Source organism: Photobacterium sp. BZF1 (genome assembly GCF_014349205.1).
In the GTDB taxonomy this organism is placed as follows: Bacteria; Pseudomonadota; Gammaproteobacteria; order Enterobacterales; family Vibrionaceae; genus Photobacterium.
Genome location: NZ_JACSOF010000082.1, coordinates 1 through 22776, shown reverse-complemented (window position 1 = coordinate 22776; position 22776 = coordinate 1). Strand labels below are relative to the sequence as shown.

20 protein-coding genes and 1 riboswitch are annotated in these 22776 nt (G+C 46.5%); of the genes, 11 read left to right on the top strand and 9 right to left on the bottom strand.

The features are described from left to right. Positions 1-89 precede the first annotated feature (89 nt). Positions 90-443, top strand: coding sequence for a DUF2750 domain-containing protein (locus BIZ37_RS17975; protein ID WP_107296985.1), 354 nt, complete (start codon positions 90-92; stop codon positions 441-443). A 110-nt stretch (positions 444-553) separates the two neighbouring features. Here the strand turns inward: BIZ37_RS17975 and BIZ37_RS17970 are convergent, their stop codons facing one another. Next, positions 554-1204 (bottom strand): PEP-CTERM sorting domain-containing protein, encoded by a 651-nt coding sequence (locus BIZ37_RS17970; RefSeq protein WP_187462649.1) that lies wholly within the window; start codon positions 1202-1204, stop codon positions 554-556. A 184-nt stretch (positions 1205-1388) separates the two neighbouring features. Continuing rightward, a riboswitch (cyclic di-GMP riboswitch) is annotated at positions 1389-1469 on the bottom strand. A gap of 266 nt (positions 1470-1735) precedes the next feature. On the opposite strand from BIZ37_RS17970, the gene BIZ37_RS17965 reads away from it, so the two are divergent. The 3 genes from BIZ37_RS17965 to BIZ37_RS17955 all read left to right on the top strand — a co-directional run bounded on the left by BIZ37_RS17965 (position 1736) and on the right by BIZ37_RS17955 (position 3697). After that, entirely contained in the window at positions 1736-1984 is a 249-nt protein-coding gene (locus tag BIZ37_RS17965) for a hypothetical protein (RefSeq protein ID WP_187462648.1), read from the top strand. 166 nt (positions 1985-2150) lie between these two features. Further along, positions 2151-2741 (top strand): TetR/AcrR family transcriptional regulator, encoded by a 591-nt coding sequence (locus tag BIZ37_RS17960; RefSeq protein WP_187462654.1) that lies wholly within the window; start codon positions 2151-2153, stop codon positions 2739-2741. A gap of 101 nt (positions 2742-2842) precedes the next feature. Next, positions 2843-3697: an alpha/beta hydrolase gene (locus tag BIZ37_RS17955; RefSeq protein ID WP_187462647.1), complete on the top strand. Its 855-nt coding sequence runs from the start codon at positions 2843-2845 to the stop codon at positions 3695-3697. A gap of 69 nt (positions 3698-3766) precedes the next feature. On the opposite strand, the gene BIZ37_RS17950 is transcribed toward BIZ37_RS17955, so the two are convergent. Next, on the bottom strand, positions 3767-4528 hold the full coding sequence (locus BIZ37_RS17950; RefSeq protein WP_187462646.1) for a 1-acylglycerol-3-phosphate O-acyltransferase: 762 nt from the start codon (positions 4526-4528) through the stop codon (positions 3767-3769). Positions 4529-5248: 720 nt separating this feature from the next. Between BIZ37_RS17950 and BIZ37_RS17945 the strand changes: the two genes are divergently transcribed. Further along, positions 5249-5632 carry an NlpC/P60 family protein gene (locus tag BIZ37_RS17945; protein ID WP_370577390.1) on the top strand — a complete coding sequence of 128 codons (384 nt, stop codon included), beginning with the start codon at positions 5249-5251 and terminating at the stop codon, positions 5630-5632. Positions 5633-5788: 156 nt separating this feature from the next. Then, entirely contained in the window at positions 5789-6307 is a 519-nt protein-coding gene (locus BIZ37_RS17940) for an aminoacyl-tRNA deacylase (RefSeq protein ID WP_187462644.1), read from the top strand. A gap of 110 nt (positions 6308-6417) precedes the next feature. Here the strand turns inward: BIZ37_RS17940 and BIZ37_RS17935 are convergent, their stop codons facing one another. The 4 genes from BIZ37_RS17935 to ylqF form a co-directional block, all read right to left on the bottom strand. After that, positions 6418-6963 (bottom strand): protein disulfide oxidoreductase, encoded by a 546-nt coding sequence (locus BIZ37_RS17935; RefSeq protein ID WP_187462643.1) that lies wholly within the window; start codon positions 6961-6963, stop codon positions 6418-6420. Next, positions 6963-9065: a protein-disulfide reductase DsbD gene (locus BIZ37_RS17930; RefSeq protein WP_187462653.1), complete on the bottom strand. Its 2103-nt coding sequence runs from the start codon at positions 9063-9065 to the stop codon at positions 6963-6965. The genes BIZ37_RS17935 and BIZ37_RS17930 overlap by 1 nt, the downstream gene beginning before the upstream one ends. A gap of 71 nt (positions 9066-9136) precedes the next feature. Next, on the bottom strand, positions 9137-9523 hold the full coding sequence (locus BIZ37_RS17925; protein ID WP_187462642.1) for a hypothetical protein: 387 nt from the start codon (positions 9521-9523) through the stop codon (positions 9137-9139). A gap of 232 nt (positions 9524-9755) precedes the next feature. Continuing rightward, the gene (ylqF, locus tag BIZ37_RS17920) at positions 9756-10709 is read right to left on the bottom strand and encodes a ribosome biogenesis GTPase YlqF (protein WP_107296977.1); all 954 of its coding nucleotides are present in this window, start codon (positions 10707-10709) and stop codon (positions 9756-9758) included. 282 nt (positions 10710-10991) lie between these two features. Between ylqF and BIZ37_RS17915 the strand changes: the two genes are divergently transcribed. The 3 genes from BIZ37_RS17915 to nifJ all read left to right on the top strand — a co-directional run bounded on the left by BIZ37_RS17915 (position 10992) and on the right by nifJ (position 17226). Then, complete coding sequence (locus tag BIZ37_RS17915; RefSeq protein WP_187462641.1) at positions 10992-11474, top strand: N-acetyltransferase; 483 nt, start codon at positions 10992-10994, stop codon at positions 11472-11474. Between the two features lie 510 nt (positions 11475-11984). Continuing rightward, positions 11985-13634 carry an NAD(P)-binding protein gene (locus BIZ37_RS17910; protein ID WP_187462640.1) on the top strand — a complete coding sequence of 550 codons (1650 nt, stop codon included), beginning with the start codon at positions 11985-11987 and terminating at the stop codon, positions 13632-13634. 10 nt (positions 13635-13644) lie between these two features. Continuing rightward, positions 13645-17226, top strand: coding sequence for a pyruvate:ferredoxin (flavodoxin) oxidoreductase (gene nifJ / locus BIZ37_RS17905; protein ID WP_187462639.1), 3582 nt, complete (start codon positions 13645-13647; stop codon positions 17224-17226). A gap of 220 nt (positions 17227-17446) precedes the next feature. Here nifJ and BIZ37_RS17900 read toward each other — a convergent pair whose 3' ends face one another. Together BIZ37_RS17900 and BIZ37_RS17895 are read right to left on the bottom strand one after the other, a co-directional pair. Then, positions 17447-17614: a hypothetical protein gene (locus tag BIZ37_RS17900; RefSeq protein ID WP_187462638.1), complete on the bottom strand. Its 168-nt coding sequence runs from the start codon at positions 17612-17614 to the stop codon at positions 17447-17449. Between the two features lie 251 nt (positions 17615-17865). Further along, positions 17866-20523 carry a molybdopterin-dependent oxidoreductase gene (locus BIZ37_RS17895; RefSeq protein ID WP_187462637.1) on the bottom strand — a complete coding sequence of 886 codons (2658 nt, stop codon included), beginning with the start codon at positions 20521-20523 and terminating at the stop codon, positions 17866-17868. A 295-nt stretch (positions 20524-20818) separates the two neighbouring features. Here BIZ37_RS17895 and BIZ37_RS17890 point away from each other — a divergent pair, with 295 nt between their 5' ends. Both BIZ37_RS17890 and BIZ37_RS17885 read left to right on the top strand, forming a co-directional pair. Continuing rightward, on the top strand, positions 20819-21508 hold the full coding sequence (locus BIZ37_RS17890) for a glutathione S-transferase family protein (RefSeq protein WP_187462636.1): 690 nt from the start codon (positions 20819-20821) through the stop codon (positions 21506-21508). Between the two features lie 63 nt (positions 21509-21571). Then, positions 21572-22237: a haloacid dehalogenase type II gene (locus BIZ37_RS17885; RefSeq protein ID WP_187462635.1), complete on the top strand. Its 666-nt coding sequence runs from the start codon at positions 21572-21574 to the stop codon at positions 22235-22237. Positions 22238-22447: 210 nt separating this feature from the next. Here the strand turns inward: BIZ37_RS17885 and BIZ37_RS17880 are convergent, their stop codons facing one another. Further along, on the bottom strand, positions 22448-22702 hold the full coding sequence (locus BIZ37_RS17880) for a hypothetical protein (protein ID WP_187462634.1): 255 nt from the start codon (positions 22700-22702) through the stop codon (positions 22448-22450). Positions 22703-22776 lie beyond the last annotated feature (74 nt).

Here is a 22776-nt window from a genome sequence, read left to right as displayed (position 1 = left end):
TCATGATTCTCTGGTATTATTAGCTCACATCAAGTTACTGATGCTGTATCCGAGTCACTTGGGTATAAACATACATAAGAGAGAATAGAATGACTAAGTTAACCACAGATATTAAAGCAAATTGCGATCTGTTTGTTGAAGAAACCAAAGATAGCCAGCAGGTATGGGGTCTTTGTAATGAAGAGGGTGACTGGCTTTCTGTTGACTCTAGCGAGTTCGAAGAATCTGAAGTAATGCCATTCTGGTCTAACGAGGCAGATGCGAAAGTTCACTGTGTTGACGAGTGGGCTGAATTCACGGCAGTAATGATCCCGTTGGACGTGTTCGTCGAAGACTGGATGATCACGCTGGCTGAAGATGGCGTATTGGTTGGCCTGAATTGGACTGATCAGCTTGAAGGTTCAGAGAAAGAACCTTCAGATGTGGCGAAAATGTACCTATAAGTACAGTCCCTCAGATCAGAACTCATAAGGCTACCACTTGGTAGCCTTTTTTGTTGTTCATCTTTATCTCCGGGAAAAAAGAGCGAATTCACAAGAACAAGTACTGTGTTTCAACTAACTGCATTTCTGCGCATTCTAACGAGGCCTAAAACAGAAGCGAGAACGAGTAACCCTGTTGCTGGCTCAGGAATTTCGGCACTGATATTACTAACGTTACTCAGTTTATATGTGTCGCTACGATTAGGACCGTCTTCACCCCAACTTCTGAGGATCACTTTTTGAAATGGCATGTCAGTTGTGAAACCGAAGTAACCGTTGTTTGGTGCGGAATTTGCCCCGCGCCCAATACCGACTCCTCCTGCGAGTTCTATAATGTTGTCACCAAAATCAACTAATATTTCAATACCGACACCATTGCCACCTTCCCGAGTATTGATAAATCCTCCCCATCCTGAAAGTGGGTTGTCGTACATGAAAATGTCGTTTTGATTAAACGATGGCTTCCCACGCCAGGCACCATTTGTGTGCCTTGCTGCTGAACGGTTATATTCGGTTGTTACTGTAAACGGGCCATAGTCGTATGTGTCACCAACTGTATTTTCGGTAATTGAAGGTGGTGAACCGAATGTGAAAACCCCATTGTTACCAGTAAGGCTTTCAAAAATTGAACGGTCATCATAGGTCTGAATAATTCCACTGAAAGAGTACCTTGAGAATAGGGTAAGTACTACAAATAGTATTATCTTTGTTGTTCTTGCCATAATTAGATTCCCAATGAGTGATTGAAATCAAAAGTTATTACTTAGTAACCTCGATTTTTTTAAGCGGTTGAGAATAGACTGTTTCTATTAAATTGTGGTGATTCAAATGTGGATAGGTACGAAATCAATGACTGATTTGAGAAATGTAATTTGTTCATAGTATGCACCTAAATTAGAAAAAGGTAGATGCAACCCGGCTGACTCTATATTGATGAGTCCCGTGGCTTTCCGTCCCAACTTCACAGTAGGTTTGGCAGGTTTTTTATACACTCAAGTATAAAATAGTAGATAATTTCATTAGTCACCACAAAAAATGACCACAAAAAAAGATGATCTCTAGTGAAGGCCAAGCGCCTCTTGTCGTTCACACAATAACGTATCCAAACTTTTGCCGTATTTGCTACACGGTTATCAGAGAAGAACCATAATTTATGCCCTTGCTATAATAAAGCTAACATTAACAGAGCCGATTTTATCCAGGCGGAACAGGGTTAACTGGGTAGTAAAGGCTCTTTCTGCTAGGAGAGTATTATGGTCCTGTCAGAGTGTCGCCAGTTAATGGCAGAGAATGCAATTGTCGAAGCCCGTTTAGTGCATGATTTCCTCAGCGCAGGGTGGGGTGTAAACTTTATTGATGCTGAAGGTAATGAGTACCCAATTACAGATACTTACGGGATCCCTTGCAGCTATGACTCGCTTAAACAAGCGGAAGATATGGTAAACCAAGTCGGGAGCTGCCCAGTACGTATCGACAGTCTGTTCCGCTTTGCGGAGCGTTAGTTGTTACCTCGTGTGGCCGGGCAGAGCCATACTCATGATATCTGCTCGGCAATCTCTTCGATTTATACCAACAGGAAATTTATCTTTCATAAAAAGAACGATCGTGCTAAATATAATATGTCATTGTATTTGTGAGAGATAGCATGTGATCAGTGAATCTGCTCCCCTGAGTAAGAAAGAGGCAACCCGCCTGCATATTTTGAATACAGCTTTCTCGCTGGCGAGCCGTGACGGGCTTGATAGCTTGACGATTGGTCAGCTGGCTAAAGCGTCAGGTATGTCCAAAAGCGGTTTGTTTGCCCATTTCAACTCTCGGGAAAATTTGCAGATTGCTGTTTTGGACTTTGCCGGAGAACAGTTTGTAGAGCGAGTCATTCAACCTGCTCGTATGCAAACACCAGAGACAATCGAGCAAAAGTTACGGCTTCTGCTTGCAAACTGGTTAGCTTGGAATCGTTCATTTCAGGGTAGTTGTATGTTCTTGGATGCTTGGACTGATCGAGGCGAAAAAGAGCCATCAATGCAGCTGAGGTTAAAAGAAGTTACCAAGCGCTGGCTTGGCTATTTGTACCGTCAGTTTGAACAAGGTAAGCAGCAAGGCGAATTTAAGTCGGCCTTGGATAGTTGGCAGTGTGTGTACCAGATTTATGGTGTTTACCTCAGTAGTCATTTGTTCCAGAGCATGGAGCTAGAAACTAATGATCACCAGCGTTTCTGGCATGAAGTTGATAACCTGATAGGCCAGTGGCGAATATAGCGAAGAAATGAAATTCATCGTATTGCTCAAATACGATGAAAGACTATTAAAAAATAAAACAGAATAGCACGGTCGTTCTATTTAAGTTGGATGAGAAAAGTATGAGCAGCAAAATTTATTTCAAAAAAAGTCGAGGCTTTGATGTACGCAGGAAGCTAATTAACCTGACTACAACCCTGCATCATCGCCTAGCCCCTGAACATGCCAAGCGTGTTGCACGTAAGGTACTACTCACTCCTGTACGCAGTAAAAAGTCAGTAGAAGAACCTTCAGGCTTGGAAAAAAAGCCAGTTCAAACGTCTGAAGGCATGATGATGACCTATAGCTTGGGAGAAGGCCCGACATGGGTACTAGGCCACGGCTGGTCAGGATCATCACGTCAGTTCTACTCACTGATGGAACATATAGCGGCTTCAGGCTACAAGGCGCTGGCTTTTGATAACCCAGCCCATGGGGAGAGTGAGGGACGCTTTGGTCATTTACCAGGCTTTGTTGCAGCATTTGACAATATTCTGGAACAGCAGGAGTCGATTGCTGGGGTTGTTGCCCATAGCATGGGTGGTGCAATGGTGCTAGAAAGCCGCCATCCACAGTTACAAGACAAACCTGTATTGTTAGTTGCACCTGTCTTAAATTATACCGAGAATCTGGTGTCTGCAGTGGCACAGTCTGGCTATTCGATGAAGCTTTTCCATGATGTTGTGGACGATATTGCCAAGCAGTATCAATATCCGCTAGATAGTATTGATCCGATGCATCGTTTGGAGGGCAGGGGATCGAAAGCGGTGATTGTCCATGATAAATATGACCGCTTTGCTTCCTATGCACATTCTGAGCTAGCGAGTGCTAACCAACATGTGACTTTGATTGCAACAGAAGGATTGGGCCACGGCAGGATCTTACAAAGTGAGCAGCTCAAAAGCGGGTTCGATTTACTTGTTAGCGATGAACACTAAAGGTGTGTAGTGCTGAAACTAAAAAGGCTTGCCATTATTGGCAAGCCTTTTGTGTATTCTCGGGGTATCTTAAGAGCTGGCTGTCACTTTATTTCCTGAGCGAGCTTGCTCGAGTTGGGCAACTTCAGCATCTAATTCAGCAATTTTCTTTTCCATTAGCTCGTGGCAGTGGTCGGCTAATTTACGAGCGTCTGCCAACTCATAACCGGAAACATCAATAGGATCCATCATCTCGGCAATGACAATGCCATTGTCACGGTTGGAAAGTGAAATCTTGTTGTGAACCGAGCTTACGCACATAGGCACGATTGGCACACCGGCTTCGATTGCCATGCGAAAAGCACCTGTCTTAAATGGTAGTAGCCCTCGCCCTTTACTGCGGGTTCCTTCAGGGTACATCCATACTGACAGGTTGCGCTTGTGGATAGCATCAGCAACTTGTTGGATGGTATTGCGGGCGCTGGATTTATTTTCACGGTCAATCAGGATATTACCTGTGATCCAATAAAGTTGACCGAAGAATGGGATCCACAGCAGGCTCTTTTTACCGATAGAGACGGCACGTGGTGGCAGCATACCCGGTGAGGTGACGAAGTCAAAAACGTTTTGGTGATTAGAGATATAAACGGCTTTTGGCGTATCGACAATTTTTTCTTGGCCTCGATGGATGAGTTCGACACCCACGATGCGTCGTAGTTGGTTAAACCAGCGGCAGAAAAAATGCACGTGCTTTGGATCGCGTGGCTTGAATAGGGTGCAGTAAACCAGTGCAAAGAGCGACATAAAAATTATAAAAATAGCCGCGAGGAAAATACGGAAGAATGCAAGCACGCTTACTCCTTAGCGATTTAATGAAAAACTGCGTGCATTATGAAATCTTTTTAGTTACATGACCAGTCACCCGAGACATGTTTTATTAGAATAATTGATAACAAGTCCTTAACTGTTTAAATAATGTTCGATACAAACAGCGAAAAGTTCACTTTTTGTTGATTTACAAACACATGCTATGCCTAGTGCAAAAAAGCGAACAGATAAGGTAAATCTTGTGCTGATGTTCATAAATGCGTGAAGTTGCTCGCAGTTGTATCTGTATCAGTCAAAAAGTACTGGATAAGTAACTGAATTAAAGCGATAAATACTTCTGATAGATGCAGTGTGCACTCTTTGCTTGGGTGATCGCTGAGCATCTATCTCTTCTGTTGTGTGGAGTTTTATAGGCTGACGATAGTCAGCCTTTTTTTTGCTCATTGACTTTCTAACTGCTGCCTTTGCTGACTTTCTCATCAGTTATGTCAAAAATTTGCCTTAATCGCATAATAATGTTTTCGAGCCTGCATTTTTTGACTAATCTAGTAGATTAATACCACAAAAAATTCATAGTCAGACCATATTGACGCAGCACAGGAGTCAACCACAGTGAAGAAGCAGTTACTATCACTGGCTTTGACAATTTGGCTTTCGGGGTGTTCTTCGTCCCCAGGCTCATTAGAGGGCGACGATGCATCTAGTGGACTGCACACCAATAATCCGCGCTATGAATTTGTTGAAATGAATATCCCGATCCACCAGTCTCCGTCTCTTGACTCCGTTTACCGCCAATGGCAAGGCACTCCATATCGGCTAGGAGGGACAACTAAAGCGGGTATAGATTGCTCGGCCTTTGTTCAGATCGGCCTTGCCGAAGTGTTCCAGAAAAAATTGCCGCGCACCACAAGCGAGCAGGTCAGACAGGGTAAATGGGTCGCAATTACTGAACTGCAAGAAGGCGATCTTGTTTTCTTTAAGACCGGGCGTACTCTACGGCATGTCGGTATCTACCTAGGTGAGTCCCAATTCCTCCATGCTTCAACGTCGCAAGGCGTGATGATTTCAAACCTTAAAAACCCTTATTGGCGCAGTACTTACTGGCAGGCGAGAAGGGTTGTTCAATAAGGCTCGTTTCTGTGTGAAATTCTTTACGACTCTAGTCCTGAATTTAGCTCGCGAAATCCGCTATCCCCTCCCATACTGATGCTGTAGGCCCAGTTTCCATCAGGCCCGTTTTCTATCCTAAGGAAGTGGCTTGGTGTTAGATCAGGAGGTGATCCCATGGCTATGGCACTGACAGTAGGGCAATTCCTCAACAGCCACAATGTCGATTTCAGTTTAACTCGGCATAAACATACTGATACGTCATTTAGCTCGGCTATATCGGCCCATGTACCAACCTCGCAAGTTGCGAAGGCTGTTATGCTAAAAGACCAAAACGGTGAGTTTTTAATGGCTGTTGTTCCTTCAAACCGCCGCGTAATGATAGATAAGATCAGCCGTATGATGGGGAAACAATATTTCCTTGTCGGTGAGCATGAATTAACCGATATCTTCCAGGATTGTGAACCCGGTGCGATACCTTCAATAGGTCAAGCTTATCAGGTCGATATGCTGGTGGATGATATGTTGTTTGATCAAGATGAGCTGTTCATTGAGTCTGGTGACCATGAGAACTTGATTCATGTCGACAGCAAACAGTTCCATAAAATCATGCATGATATCCCCCATAGAAATATCAGTGGTTACCGGATGATGTTTTCAGATGGTCATGAAGGTAGGCATTGGGAGTGGGAGTGACGTCGAACACTACCGCGATGCTAGATTAGTCACATAAAACTCAGCCCAGTCTAGGACTGGGCTGTTTTTATTGGTAACGCAGGTAGCGAGTACTAACTGGCAGTTATTCCTCAACTCGCCAATTGCATCCTGAGCCACAAACCTGGAGGTGTGCTAAAGCCTGTGGTAACAGAAGACACTTCACCGTTTTTGATGATGAAGACAGAGGGGACTGCCGAAATGCCCCATTGCTGCATCAAACTACCACGGTTATCGTTGATGGTGTCAAAGCCATAATCATGGTGGCCAAGATAAGCGTTGAGGCGACGGTTATCGCCAGAGTTTACCGCAATAGAAACTACATCATAGCTATCATCCAGCCAATTAATCGTTGGGCTGACAAAACGGCAAACACTGCACCATGTCCCCCAGAAATAAACCATAACCGGTTTTTCATGGCTGCGGGCGATAAGGTCGATGTGCTCGCCTGTGGTTGACTGGGCAACCAACGGCGGAATTGCACCTTGTGGCATACTTTGGCTGCGCCATACATCTAAGCCTGTTGAAACAGCAATCAGCACAAGGACCATTAGGATGGCCTCCCTTAGCCATTTCACCAGCCTTGAAGGTTTTGAGTTCCTATCTTTAACCGTTTTATCCGACGACTTCGATGTCATTATTCAACTCCCTTGCCGCTCGCAGTATCAATGGCCTTGATAACATCATTACTGGTCAGGATAACCGGTAGGGCAATGCCTGTCGGTGCATTTGGCCCATAGACGATGTTGAATGGCACACCGAAGCGGCCATTTGAGCGAAGGTAGCCGGTGACATAGTCAGATGGCTTAGTCCAATCGCCTTTCATCAGCACAATATGGTCTTGCTCGAGTGCAGAGTACACTGGGTCTTGCAGCAGCACGCTGACCTTGTTGACCTTACAGGTAATACACCAATCTGCTGTTACATCGACAAAGACAGTTTTGCCTTGGCTCACGTGTTGCTGGATGGCATCAATATTGAGTGGTTGCCAAGCATGGTCTTGCGGAAGTGGCGTTGCCCAATTATCTGCAGTCATACTGCCTGCAATCAAACCGCCACCAGAACCTACAACGATGAAAGCCATCGCCAGAATAACCGGTTTGCGGCCTTTAACTTTCCCTAGGCGCCACAGTAAAACCACAACCATTAATACGCCAATTAGAATGACGGCAGCAGTTGAGAAGAAACTGGTCATCAAGCTCAGTAACCACAAGCTGGTTGCCAGCATCATCAAACCGAACAGGCTCTTGACCTTATCCATCCACATGCCAGGTTTTGGCAGCAGGCTTGCAAGACGAGGGAAGAGGGCAATCAGTAACCAAGGCGCAGCCATGCCAATTGCCAATGCGGTAAAGATCGCAACTAGGGTTATAACATCAGCACCAAGCGCGAAGGCCACGGCGGTGCCAAGGAAAGGAGCACTACAAGGAGTCGCCAACAGGGTAGCGAACATTCCTTGGACAAAGTGACCGACATAAGAGTCGTCACCTTTAGTCGCCATCCAAGTATTGGCACCGCTTGATAGGCGAATTTCAAACAGGCCAAGCATGTTGGCTGCAAACAGGGCGGTGATGATCACCATTGCGCCAATAAAGTAAGGGCTTTGGAACTGTACCCCCCATCCGAGCGCCTGGCCTGAAAGCTTAAGTGCGATCAGGAAACCTGCCAATAACCAGAAAGAGGTCAGGATACCGGCTGCCGATGACAGGAACTGCATACGGATTTGGCGTTTTTCCAATCCTTCAGCGGCTATCACGCTGCTTAGTTTCATGCCCAAAACTGGCAGCACGCATGGCATGATGTTGAGGATAAGGCCACCAAGCAGGGCTATACCGATAATTTCGAGTAGGTTATTGTTGCTTGCGGTAATGGTAACGGGGATATCATTGGCAACCCCTTTGGTTTCGACGGAGAAGTCGGTGTCGCTGATGGTGATATTGAGTGTTTCGCCCAGCAGTTTAGGCTCGCCGAACCAACTGCTCACTTTCATTTGTGCAGTGAGGGTGTTGCCCTCGACATGGACCGTGGGTTTTAGGAAAGATGCATCCTGGACGTTCTGCGACTCACCGTCGATAAATACGTCTGGTTGGTTCCAGCCCAGCGTGTTGCTGGCAACGACAGATAAGACTTTCTTGTCCTTGTCGAAAGAAAGGGCCTTGATATCGACACTCGGTTGCTCTGTCGGTACATGGCTCATGCCTTGGTTATACAGATGCATGGCCTGCTCTGATGCCGTCAGGCTGGCTGGATTGAAATCGAGGAAAATTTCGTAGTCAGTCAATACACAGATATTGGTACACGAAGACATGGTCAGGATGCCTGAGAGGAATACAGGCTTGGACATGTCTTCAACGTGGATAGTCATCGGGAAGATGATGGTGTGCTTGTAGCCTAGCGTTTCAACACCCAGGAACTCATAACGTTTGGGCATTGGCCAGTGCCACTCGACTTCATCGAGGTTGTTGGATAGCGACCAGTCGATAGATGGTGCGACACCGCCTTCGCCGGGGCTACGCCAGTAGGTTTTCCAGTCGGTGTCGAGTTTCACTTCCAGCAGGGCCTCGACCGTTTTGTTTTGTGGGTCTTGCTGGCCTGTCAGCATATAGCGCAATTGAACTGGCGGGTGGTCTGGGTTTTGTAGCCAGCCGGTAGAATACTCAACGGCAGAAGCCGAGAACGAGAAAAGGCTGCTGATTAGAATAAGCAGTGCAGTCAGTGCAGAAAATCGTTTAAAAATCATATTTTTCAATGTAATAACTCCAAGAATAACAAAAGCGTTCTCAAGCAGGGCTTGAGGAGAAAGGCTTAGGTTTATTCTCGGAACACACACAGCGTGAGGTGGCGCCGCCGTGTAGGAGGAATAGGCTCGGTGAATACAGGTGTAGCTTTGGTGACCGCAGCATAGATCAGCAGCGCCAAGACTACGATGAACATGCTAACAATGGCATGCTCAACAGACTGCTGGTGCATCTGCAGCAGGTGGTCTGCAAGGGTACAGTGGCCTTGTTCTGCCGGGTCGTCACTGGATTTATGGTTCTGGATTGAAGCCGATACAGACTGTTCGGATTCATAGGTTGAAGAGTTTAGGGTGCACGCAGCCGCAAAGCCGAAATTTTGCCCGGAACAGACAAAAATGACGACCATGACTAACAGCAAGGTATACTTGGCTGCTTGGTTGTGTTTTATCGCTTTGCGCATCGACAATCTCAGTAGCGAACAGACCCTTTACAATGACATTCAGACCGTTCGGGGAAAGAAAAGTTTCACTGTAAGCAAACAGATAGCCATTTTCTCTGTTTTCTTTCTATACCGCAACCAATGTGCAAGATTGAGTCCAATCACCCTGCGGAAAATATTACGGTGTATCGAATAAAAAAGCCCCTATATACAGAAGTATATAGGGGCTAGTCATTGGTATCCGAAGTCTTGGTTAACGCTTGTTTTTCAGGTAGCGTTTACGGCGTTCTTCTTTCTTCTTCGCCTTTTGTTCCGCTTTTTGTTCAGCTTCAATCGCTACGTCGATCAGCTCTTGGGTGATCATTTCTGGGCGTTCCATGGTGATTTGGCCCAGCGTACCGTTGCGCAGTTCGTTGATAAGAATTTCAGATGCTTTATGAAGATCAACACGGCCACCGGCTTTCAGGCAGCCACGTTTGCGGCCAATGGCTTCCATCAGCTCGATTTCAGTTTCTGGCACTTCATCTTCATCAAGATCATAACGGGCCTTGATGAGATTAGGGTATGCCTTGATCAGGTACTCTATGGTGAAGAAAGCCACATCGATGTAGTCCATAGCAGTGTCTTTCACGGCACCGGTAGCTGCCAGACGGAAACCACTGTGCGGGTTTTCCACTTTCGGCCATAGGATCCCCGGGGTGTCAGAAAGCACAATACCGTTCTGCAGGTTGATACGCTGCTGCTGGCGGGTTACCGCTGGCTGGTTACCTGTTACGGCAACGGTGCGGCCTGCAAGGGTATTGATGATGGTAGATTTACCAACATTCGGGATCCCCATGATCATGGTTCGAATGTTTTTGCCCATCTCTTCGCGGTTCGGCGCGAGCTTGCGACAAAGATCCATGATCTTGTTTACTTCATTCACATTCTCAGTGGTGATTGCCAGCGCCTTCACACCTTGTTCCTGTTCAAGGTGCTCAATCCACATTTGGGTCATTTCAGGATCCGCAAGGTCGCGCTTGTTCAGAACCTTAACAACCGGCTTGTTGGTTTTCTCGCGGAAGGTTTTGATCAGTGGGTTTTCACTACTAAAAGGAATGCGGGCATCAAGCACCTCGATGATCACATCGACCTTAGGCAGGACTTCTTCGATCTCTTTACGGGCCTTGTGCATGTGGCCCGGAAACCACTGGATTGTGTTACTCATTGTTAGTTAACTCTTATTAGCTTGGATGCCGAAGTGTAGTACCGTAGTAACTATAAGAAGTGGCGCTCCAAAATCAGTCTCCAAGAATAGGTAGCAGTGCAATTAGCAAACCTAGATTCTTAGCGACTTATGATTGTCAGTTGCGGTGAAGTTTAACGTAACTGGCGGGATACATAAATGTTTTCGGTGCTTGATAATGCTGAGTGGATAGGAACGATCGATTTGAAGTCCCGATTTCGTTGAAGTTAACAGTCGCTTTACTCACCAAGGAAGGAGTAGCAAATGAAATTAACCGCCTTTACAGAGGCCGATAAAGAACTACTGATTAGCTGGGTTCCTTCAGCAGAATTTAATCACCTTTGGAGTGGTGACCGGTTTGTATTCCCTATTGATAATGAGCAACTTTCCAAGCACTTGCTGTGCGAGCAAGTCACACCCTTGATCTTGCAACAGGGCGAGAAAAAACTTGGTTATATTGAGCTGTACCATGAATTAGAGTCGACTTACCGATTATGCCGAGTCTTGATTGGTGAACCATCAATCCGAGGTCAGGGGTGTGGTAAGAAGATGGTGGAGCTTGCAGAAGAGTATGCCCGAACGACGTTGAACGCCAAGCACCTCAAATTGACGGTATTTGAACACAACCTTACGGCACGTCGATGTTATGAATCACTGGGCTTCATAGAGATTGAAAGGAAAAGTGGCTTTAAGGCTATGAATGGGGAACTATGGACAGCCCTTTATATGAAGAAACCCTTGAATTAATTTATCATCCATAAATATTTACTATTGCTATATAAATGATTTCAATATCAATTGATATTGAGGTTATTTATATGTCAGATTTTACTTAAAATATGTCGTGGTTAAAAATACGAAATAGCTTTTATATAAGTAACAAAAATCGTTGATGTCACGGATGTGGATATTTTGCTTCTGCCTCTATGTTTATTGGGGATGAGATTTTTTATCACTAATTCAGTGTTTTATATTGTTGATTGTAAATGACTTTTATCTTTTCTGTTTGTGCTGCTCGTAGAGTTAATCTTTAATTAACGAGTTGGTTTGTTATATTTAATGTCATCCTCTGTAGCTTAGTGCTAGATTACATCAAACAGTAAGTAAACTTGTATATAAAACAAGTTCTCCGCTATGAAATAACACTTATTAATCGAGTGACTGCCGTATAGTTCTTTATTGCCTTCTGTTTGTTATTGAGCCGAATAAAGAGTGGGGTAGGTTTCCTTGAAGTCCTTAAGTGCATAAGGGTCAGATATGTCATCTAAACAAGTTGTGAGAAATGCTTCTCTATTTAATTTAACGGGTACGGGCCCTAAGCAAAGTCATCGCCCAGTTTATAAAGATTATCTACCACCTTGTAATCAAGGTTGCCCGACGGGGAATGACATTCAGGGCTTTCTGGCATTAGTCAGGGAGAAGGTGTTCAAAAAAGCCTGGCAGAAGTTAGTGATTAACCAACCAATGCCGTCTATTCATGGTCGGGTGTGCTATCACCCTTGTGAAACGGCGTGCAACCGCGCCAGCGTTGATTCACCGGTATCTATCCAGCAAGTTGAAAGGATGCTGGGTGATCTTGCTATCGACCAAGAGTGGGCATATCCAACACCAAGTAAAGAGTCAGGCAAGAAGGTGCTGATTATTGGTGCAGGGCCAGCGGGATTGGCTGCCGCTTATCACCTGCGACTGGCTGGGCATCAGGTTGAGATCCGTGATGCCAATGAAATAGCCGGCGGGATGATGAACTACGGTATTCCGGAATACCGTTTACCCCGTGACATTTTGGCCAAGGAAGTAAAGCGCATCGAAGAGATGGGCGTCAAAGTCACCCTCAACCACAAGGTTGACGACGTTGTAAAAGAGAAAAAAGAAGGTCAGTTCGACGCGGTGTTCCTGGCTATCGGGGCACAAATTGGCCGTCAGATTGATATTCCAATGGTTGATTGCGGCCCGATGATGGAAGCAGCGAGTTACCTTCATTCTGTTGGTAATAACCAGCAGGTAAAACTGGGTCGCAGGGTTGCAGTGCTTGGTGGTGGTAACACCGCGATGGATGCTGCACGTGTTGCAAAACGTCTTGGTGCAGAAGAGTCGATGGTTATCTTCTTCTCAGATCGCAACAACATGACAGCGCACGAGTTCGAGGCTGAAGAGGCGGAAGCAGAAGGAGTGAAAATCCACTGGCTACGCAACTTGAAAGCCGTTGAAGGCAATGAGTACAAGATGGAAATCATGGCACTCGATGAGAACGGTGTAGCCCAGCCGACCGGTGAGTTCGAGACACTCAATGCCGATGCGATGGTTATGGCTATCGGCCAAGATATCGAAAGCCAACTGCTTGAAAACGTGCCTAATGTGAAGATCAATCCAGACAATACCGTCAATGTGAATGAGCATATGATGACAGGATATAAAGGGATTTTTGCTGGTGGCGATATGGTGCCATCTGATCGTTCCGTCACTATCTCGACAGGCCACGGTAAGAAAGCAGCCCGCAATATTGATGCCTGGCTACGCGGCGGTACATACCTTTCTGATGAAAAACATGAGGTTGTTACCCACGAGATGCTGCAGTTGTGGTATCAGGTCGACTCCTCCCGTAATGAAATTCCAGAGCTGGAAGTTGCCGAGCGGGTCAAAGACTTTACCGAAGTCGTCCAGGGCCTGACCCAAGAGCAGGCTTTCTATGAAGCACAGCGCTGCTATAGCTGCGGTAACTGCTTTGAGTGTGATGGCTGCTTTGGTGCCTGCCCTGAGGATGCCGTCATTAAATTAGGCAAAGGAAACCGCTATAAATTTGACTACGACAAATGTACGGGGTGCCAAGCCTGTATGAATCAATGTCCTTGTCACGCTATTGATATGGAAGTTGTCACTTGCGACCTAACAGAGTCAACAATTCGTTAAGGTATTGAAGATGTCAGATAATTTTAAAACAATGGATGGCTGTACAGCCGTCACTCACAATGCATACCGTACTAACGAAGTCGCTGCTATTTTCCCGATCACCCCGTCATCACCGATGGCCGAGCTTTCCGATCAATATTCAGCGGCAAAAATTAAAAACATTTGGGGTGACGTTCCCAATGTCATTGAAATGCAATCCGAGGGTGGGGCAGCTGGTGCAACACATGGTTCGCTGCAAACCGGTGCACTCACCACTACCTTCACGGCATCACAGGGTTTGATGCTGATGATCCCGAATATGTACCGTATAGCGGGTGAATTAACGCCTAGCGTGTTCCACATTGCCGCCCGTTCCCTGGCGACTGGTGCGCTTTCGATCTTCGGTGATCACCAGGATGTCATGGCCTGTAACCAGACCGGTTTCGCCATGTTAGCGTCTAGCTCGGTACAGCAAGCTCACGATAATGCATTGATTGCACAGGCAGCGACCTTGGAGTCCCGCGTACCATTCATGCATTTCTTCGACGGTTTCCGTACATCCCATGAAGTGAATAAGATCAACGTGGTTTCTGACGACGTGATTCGCGAAATGATCGATGACGAATTGGTTGTTGCACACCGTAAAAGGTCGCTATCGCCAGAAAACCCAATTATTCGCGGTACTGCCCAAAACCCTGATATTTATTTCCAGGGCCGAGAGGCGGTAACCCCTTATTACGAAGCCGTACCGGGTATCGTAGAGAAGGCCATGAATAAGTTCGCCAGTTTGACTGGCCGCCAGTATGAACCCTTTGGCTATTACGGCGACCCTGAAGCAACTACCGTGATGGTGATCATGGGGTCTGGGGCTGAAACCGTTCGAGTGACTATTGATGATCTCAATGATAAAGGCGCCAAACTGGGGATGATTGAAGTACATCTCTATCGCCCGTTTGCGATGGAATACTTCATGAAGCAGTTGCCTGTCACCTGCAAAAATATGATTGTGATGGATCGCTGCAAAACTTCCGGTGCAGTCGCCGAGCCGCTTTATACCGATGTAATGAGCACGCTGGTGCAGCAGATGAGCAGCGGCAACCTTGCCGTTATGCCTAAACTGACCGGTGGGCGCTATGGTTTGTCATCCAAACAGTTCACGCCTGCAATGGTGAAAGCTGCGTTTGAAAATGCGACTTCGAAAGAATCGATTAGCCAATTTACGGTAGGTATTAACGATGACTTGAGCCGCACTAGCTTGGCTATCGATCCTAGCTATATCCTAGAACCTGCCAATACGGTACGTGCTGTACTTTACGGTTGGGGGTCAGACGGTACTGTCGGGGCCAGCAAAAGTACCATCAAGATCATTGGGGGTATCGATGGCAAGTTCGTCCAAGGCTATTACGATTATGATTCCAAAAAGGCAGGTTCACGTACTGTCTCCCACCTGCGCTTTGGTGACAAGCCAATCGAAGCGCCATGGTTGATTGAGTCGGCTTCGTTTATTGGCATCAACCAATTTAACTTCCTGACCAAGTTCGAATGTTTGGATTTGGCAGAAGAAGGAGCAACGGTACTTCTCAACGCGCCTTATGACTCAAAAGAAGTGTGGGATCACTTACCTAAACATGTCCAGCAAACCATTATCGACAAAAAGCTGTCGTTGTATGTTCTGGATGCGTTTAAAGTCGCCGCAGAAGCCAAGATGGGGAAACGTATCAATACCATCATGCAAACCGGCTTCTTCATGCTGGCGAATATCTTTGATCAACAACGTGCAATCGAAGAGATCAAACACTCAATTGAAGTGGCGTATTCTCGCAAGGGCATGAATGTCGTTAAGATGAACTGGAATGCGGTCGACTTGGCAGTATCGGCTACCGAGAAAGTACAAGTGCCTGCTTCGGTGACATCTGAAATTACTATGCGCGAGACCATCGGTGCAGAGCAGCCTGCTTTCTTGCAAAAAGTGACCAAGGAAGTGATGGCGATGCGAGGTGATTTGATTCCCGTATCCGAAATCCCAGCCGATGGTACCTTCCCTGCAGGCACAACGGCCTTTGACAAGCACCGACAGGCGATTAGTGTACCAAGCTGGGATCCAGAACTCTGTATCCAGTGTGGTAACTGTTCATTCATCTGTCCGCACGCCACCATTCGGGCCAAGTTGTACAATAAGACTGAGCTGGACAATGCTCCTGAGAACTTCAAGCATGCTGAAGTGGCCGCACGGGGCTTCCCAGATATGGCTTACACTATCCAGGTCTACGCCGAAGACTGTATGGGCTGTACACTGTGCGTTGACGCCTGTCCGTCCCGTCACCCTACCGACCCGGAACGCAAAGCGATCAACATGGTTGATGCGGCCCCTCAATGGGAAGAGCAGAAACCGAATGTTGAGTTCTTTGATGCATTGCCGCAACTACCACTTGAACAGGTCGATTACTCAACGGTGAAAGGGGTGCAATTTTTGCCACCGCACTTCCAGTTCCCGGCATCTTGTGCTGGCTGTGGTGAAACTGCTGTGGTGAAAACTATCAGTCAGTTATTCGGTGAGCGAATGATGGTTGCCAACGCTACCGGCTGTTCATCTATCTACGGCGGTAACATGCCAACCACCCCGTGGACATCAGGTGAAAATGGCCTGGGGCCTGCTTGGTCGAATTCGCTGTTTGAAGATAATGCGGAGTTTGGGCTGGGTTACCGTATCTCAGTCGACCACCAAATGCGGCAGGCCACCCGTTTGCTGATGGAATTGGAAGATGTCATCGGTAAGGAACTCGTTCAGGCGACCCTGACGGCTAAGCAAGAGACGGAAGTAGACTGTCGTACGCAACGCGAACGTATCGATACTATCCGTGAGCGCATAAAAGGACACCCTAAGGCAGGATTACTGGATGCGGCAGTCGATTCGTTGATTAAACGTTCAATCTGGATCATGGGTGGTGACGGATGGGCTTATGATATTGATGCCCACGGCCTCGACCATGCGATGGGGTCTGGCCGCGATATCAATATCTTGGTAATGGATACCGAGGTGTACTCAAATACGGGTGGTCAAGCTTCAAAAGCGACACCACTTGCAGCAACCGCGAAATTCGCCGCAGGTGGTAAAGAGACCCACCGAAAAGAGTTGGCCCTGCAGGCTATCTCCTACGGAAACGTCTACGTTGCCCAGATTTGCCTGAATGCGAATCCGCAACAGGCACTACAGGTATTCCGTGAAGCTGATGCTTATGACGGTCCGTCTTTGATATTGTCATACAGTCCATGTATCGCCCATGGGTTTGATATGTCAAAGGCCCGTCAGCAAGCGAAGAAAGCGGTGGCTTCCGGTCACTGGAGATTGTTCCGCTACAACCCTACGTTACGTGAAGAGGGCCTTAACCCATTTATGCTTGACCAGTTGCGACCAACAATTGCAAAAGAAGAGTTCATGAGAGGGGAGAGCCGGTTTATTAACCTACGCCATACGAACCCGGACCATGCTGAAGAGTTGTTCGAACGCTCGCAAAATACAGCAATGTCGAAATGGGCTGTGTACGAAGCGATGGCAGAAAATAACCCTGCCTTGTTTATGCCGGAGCTACATTTCAATCACTCTGAAGACTAATCTCTCTATAGCTATTAGTGATTGACTACCGAAAAAGCGAGTGTATATACACTCGCTTAATTCATTTTTGGGGAGGGAATAAATATTATGCAGTGACTGGTCTAGTCTCTGTGAAAGATTATGTGCATTGCAGGCTTTGGGCTTTGAAAAGCGACGCTTCCCAATACTACGCCCGCAGTTGTCTGCCATTGCCAGTCGCTAAAAGTTGTGTGGAGCAGATTTATTGCGACTTAGCTTGCTCATTACGCCTTGTTGGCTTGTGCCAGTTGTCAATTTCACCTTTTTTCTGCATTTCATGAACAGCTTCAATCAATGCTCTGTCTTGCTCGGCGAAATAGAGATCTTCTTCGGCTTTTCCCCTTAGTCTCATCTTTTGCGTGAAGTCCATAATTCTTCCTCCCCAATGATGATTTCACTATAAGTGTAGTCATAGCATTGAGTTACTTAGAGAATAAGTGACAGAAGTTTGATCTAGGTCGAGTATGATTTTAGCGAATGGGAATTTTGTCGCAGATTATACCAAGCTCGTACAAGCGGCCTTGGTAGTTATGAGATCACGGCACAATATTGTAAAGGCCATGCATGGGCATGGCCTAGTTATATACATTTGGGCTGCTTGACTTTATGGGGTGCTTGTCTTTATTGGGAGTTTGCAGATGAATCTTTTGCGTTGGCTTCGAGGAATGCCATTACCGCAGTGCGCTCATCTGGGCTCAGTCCAGCCCGTGGGAACATGCTCTTGGTTATACCCCGCCATTGGGCCTTGGTATATTGGCGAGGATCCTTGGCGGAATGGCACAAGGTACAGCGCTGGTAAAACAGGGCTTCGCCAGGGCTTTGTTCAACTTGCTGAACTGCTTGGTCTGCGGCGATTGAAATACCTGTTGTTGCTAATGGCTCTGCCTTTTTTCCACTCACGATTTGTGGGGGGTCAAAGGCCAAGTTATCAGACTCAGGGTCACGGCAGCGTTGTATATAGGCTAGGCAGGTGTTGGCACTATTCGCCTGACTTAATCCGCTACATGCTTGGCTGGAGGTGATGACATTAATTGCACCGCTGTTGCAACGCCCTTGGCTATCAAACTGCAGCCATGCACCTTCTTCCAAACTGATCACACCGGGCATGATTTTGTCTGACACTTTTGCCCCTGCGATGATCTTGCCCCAGTCATTGAAGATTTCGACCAAGTGTCCGCTTCGGATCCCGCGGCGCTCTGCATCTTGATCATTAATGAGGACATATTGCCGCCCCTGCACGTCTTCGTATTTTCTCGTCTCAGCATTAGCCATTTGCGAGTGTACCCGCATATAAGGGTGAGGGCTGACAACATGCACTTGGTTGTTCTTGGCGTTGCCCAGATATTCAAACGGTGTCAGGAAGGTCGGCATCGGCGGACAGTCTGCGATGGCAAAGTTGGCGATATCTTGGCAATAAAGCTCAATTTTCCCCGACGTAGTATGTAATGGGAACTGTTCCGGGTCACGGTAGAAATCGCCGTGGCGTACCCATGAATTGGCACTCTCAGGCGTTGTAAGTCGTGTATAGCCCTGTTGCCAAAAAGCATCAAAAGGAAGTTCTGCCGAAGAGCTACCATAAGCACGTTTCAATATTTCAGGATAGGACAGGCCATCTGTAAATTGTTGTTCAACGCCAAAGATCTCGGATAAGCGGCGGAAGATCTCAAAGTCATCCAAGCTTTCACCATAAGGCTTAATGACTTGCCGCATTGCGTATATTTTGTCATTGCTATAGGTACCGCCGGATGATAAATCATCGCGCTCCAGGGTACTTGTTGCCGGTAATACGATATCGGCAAAGCGTGATGAAGCGCACCACCACGGGTCTTGGCAGATAAATGTTTCCACCTGTTTATTGAGCGCTTCAATAAGCTCATTGGTATTTTGCTGGTGGGATAGCAGGTTATTACCTGCGTTATAGACCAGCTTAACGTCGGGGTAGGTGTACTCAATACCATCACGGGTAAATGTTGTTCCCGGGTTATTAAGCATTTCTGAAATCCGTGATGCAGGACAGTTGGCACTGATAGGGTTTTTGCCTTGTGATAGACCGACTGGCATCGAGCCGCCTGACTGGGGCATACCGCCGTTACCATAGTGCCAACTGAAACCGACACCTTCACCCGGCTTGCCGATTTTGCCCAGCATGGCAGCGAAGTTGATGATAGCCCAATGGGTCATTTCACCGTGATCGGCCCTTTGCAGCGACCAGCCTGCCGCCAATTGGGTTTTCTTGCTGGCGAAAAGCTCGGCCATTTCGGTAATTTTTTCAGCTGGTATACCCGTTATCCCCGCAGCCCATTCGGGTGATTTTACTGTACCATCATGTGTACCCATTAAGTGTTCAATGAATTTGTCAGCACCAACGGTATAGCGTTCAAGATAGTCGGCATCATGCAGGTTCTGGCTATAAGCATGATATGCCATAGCAAGGAAGAGGGCGGTATCGGTGTTTGGAACGATCTTCACCCACTCGGCATCCAGTTCATCATCGGTTCGGGTTCGTTGAGGGTTAATCGAGATGAAATGCATGCCCTTATCGGCAAACCGTTTCCAATGGGGATACATCTGGTGGTCGGCAACCCGAAACTCGATGCGGTTGTTTTTCCATGGATCACAACCGATCAGGACAAATACCTCGGTATGTTGTTCGATCACAGGCCACGCGGTCTGAGGTGAATAGACCTCCATATCTCCAATCACGTGCGGGAGGATAACTTGGGATGCCCCGCCGGAATAATCACCCGTCGTGGTACTTTGCCCACCTATCAAGTTGAAGAACCGTCCTTGCAGTACTTGTGGACGCATCAACCCCGCATGCGACCATCCTCCGTAAGAGCTACTAAATAGTGCCTGGTTACCATGGGTCTGAGCGGTAGTATGAATAGCATCGGCAACTAGGGCTAAAGCCGTTTCCCAGCTAACCCTCACAAAGGGTTCTTTGCCACGTAAATGCGGTTTGGTATCACCCTTCGGGTCGGCGAGGTAAGACTCGCGAACCATTGGGTATTTGACCCGGGTTTTATCATAGACACGACTGATAATACCTTCGGTCAGCATTTCGGTAGGCATGGCGTCAAGCTCTTTCAAAGGTTGAACGCCGATAAGGATGCCGTCTTTGACGATAGCATTGAAGGGCCCCCAATGGCTGGCATGGGGAATAACGCTTGTGCCTGCCTCGTCAAAACGGGTTGAAGCATGGAAAACGGTGAGTCCACCGGTGGCTGCAACCGCTGTTGCAATGGAGGCTTTGAGGAATGCGCGACGTGAAATAGCCATTTTGATGTCCGTTGCCCTACTGAAAACACAGTAAGGCATTAACAAAAATAAAGATGAAACGACAGTATAAAGCCTAAAGTTGCATTTTAAATGATCATTATGAAAAGTAAGATTACCTAGATGTCAGGAAACCGATTAAATCGAATTCTGAACATTTGTTCAAAATTATATTGAGCGATCGTTCATGTTGTTCTATAGTTTAACAGACAAGATTGAGTAAAACCTTTTGCTACAAGGGATCACACGTTGCCGTCAGATGCCTACGGCTAAACACCATTCATCAGGAGAGTCATCAATGCTTAAGTTTTATTTTCATCAAACCCCAAACCCAATGAAGGTTGCTCTGTTCCTTGCTGAAACAGACCTGCCTTATGAACTGGTTGCGGTAGATACGTTAAAAGGGGGGCAGCATACTGCGGAGTTCCGTGCGATCAACCCAAACGGCAAGCTTCCGGCGATTGTCGATGAAGGTACCCGCGTTTTCGACTCTAATGCCATCTTGCTGTACCTATCTGAAAAAACAGGCTTGCTGGCTGGTAAATCAGAAGACCGTGCAGAGTTACTTTCCTGGATGATGTTTATTGCTTCTGGGCTTGGTCCATTCTCGGGTCAATGTGTCCATTTTCACCGTATGGCACCAGAACAAATTTCCTATGCGAAAAACCGCTACTTGCGTGAAGCACAACGTCACTATGAAGTGCTAGATGACCATCTTGAAGGGCGTGACTACATTGTCAGTGATGAATTCACGATTGCAGATGTGGCTGCATGGGGTTGGATCGACAAGGCTGCGGTTGTGTTGGGTGAAGAGGGGCTAGCGCCATATCCTAACCTCAAGCGTTGGTTCGACAGCGTGAATAACCGCCCGGCAGTGGCTGTCGCCCGAAGCATTGACAAAGATATCGAATTTAAATCAACGGTGGATGATGAAAGTCGGCGTGCGCTATTTCCATCAAACTATCCGAAACAAAACCGAGGGCAATAAGTAGGTATGGCGGATGCGCTATGTATCTACAGCTATTAAAATAACGGCTCAAAGGGGGCTTTGGTGGAGAAAGACGCGATAATTTTCGATATTAACGAAACAGTATTAAACCTTGACTCATTGAAGCCCAAGTTCGGCAAAGCCTTAGGTGATGAAAAAATCACGGACTTATGGTTTTCAATGTTACTGCATACATCGACCGTGTGTATTTTAACAGGCGTGAAAACTGATTTCCTAACCCTTTCAAAAATCACACTTGATACAGTCGCTTCGCGTGTTGGGGGTGAGTTAACGGAGGTTGATAAAGCTGAAATACTGTCAACATTCGCCAGCCTTCAACCCCATGATGATATAAAATGTGCATTATTCCGTTTACGGTCTGCTGGGTATAAAACAGTAGCGTTTTCAAACTCATCGCTAAACTTGGTTTCTACCCAAATTAACCAGGCAGGCTTGGAGGAGTACTTCGATGAAATCGTATCAGTTGAAGACGCTGGAAGCTTCAAGCCTGATCCCGCCGCTTACGGTTACTTGGCTGGAAGATTGAATTTGCCAGTAGAGAATTTACGCTTGGTGGCTACCCACGACTGGGACACGCATGGTGCACTCAACGTAGGTATGAAAGCCGCTTATATCGACCGTTTGAACTGGCCATATAATCCGTTGTATAAGCAACCTGATATAACTGGGAAGACAATGGATGAGATTGTTGAAGCAATTATTGGTTGAGAGAAGTACGGATTTTAAAAGCCGTTTAATGGCAGAAAGGAAGAGCTGAAAATTTATATTATTCTGAATCTGCATTAGCCAGTTGTGCAGAGTAGTTCTAGGTAAGTTATAAAAACCAGCGGTCGGTCCGCTGGTTTATTATCTTTGGTGTCGGTCTGTTTTTCGGGTGTTTACTATAGCCCCAAATTACATTTTGGAGCTAGGCAATAATTAATCGAGAACGATTTCAACGAGTTCATAGTTGAAGTCATTCTTACCACGCTTGATATACATTGCGCATTCTTCTGTGCTTAACGACCAAGAACCTTGCTGGGTTCGAGACGTTAGTTCACTGAGAAAAACCTTTTGCTTTTCAACATAATTACCTGCCAATGCGTGACCATATTGTTCACACAACTCTTTATCCGTTGTAGCATAAGAAGAAAAAGAACACAAAGCAAGTGTTAAAGCAAATATGTATTTCATGACACTATCCCTTGAATTTATTCATTCACGAAAAAGGGTAGTTCAACTTTCAATATTAATACACTATATAACTC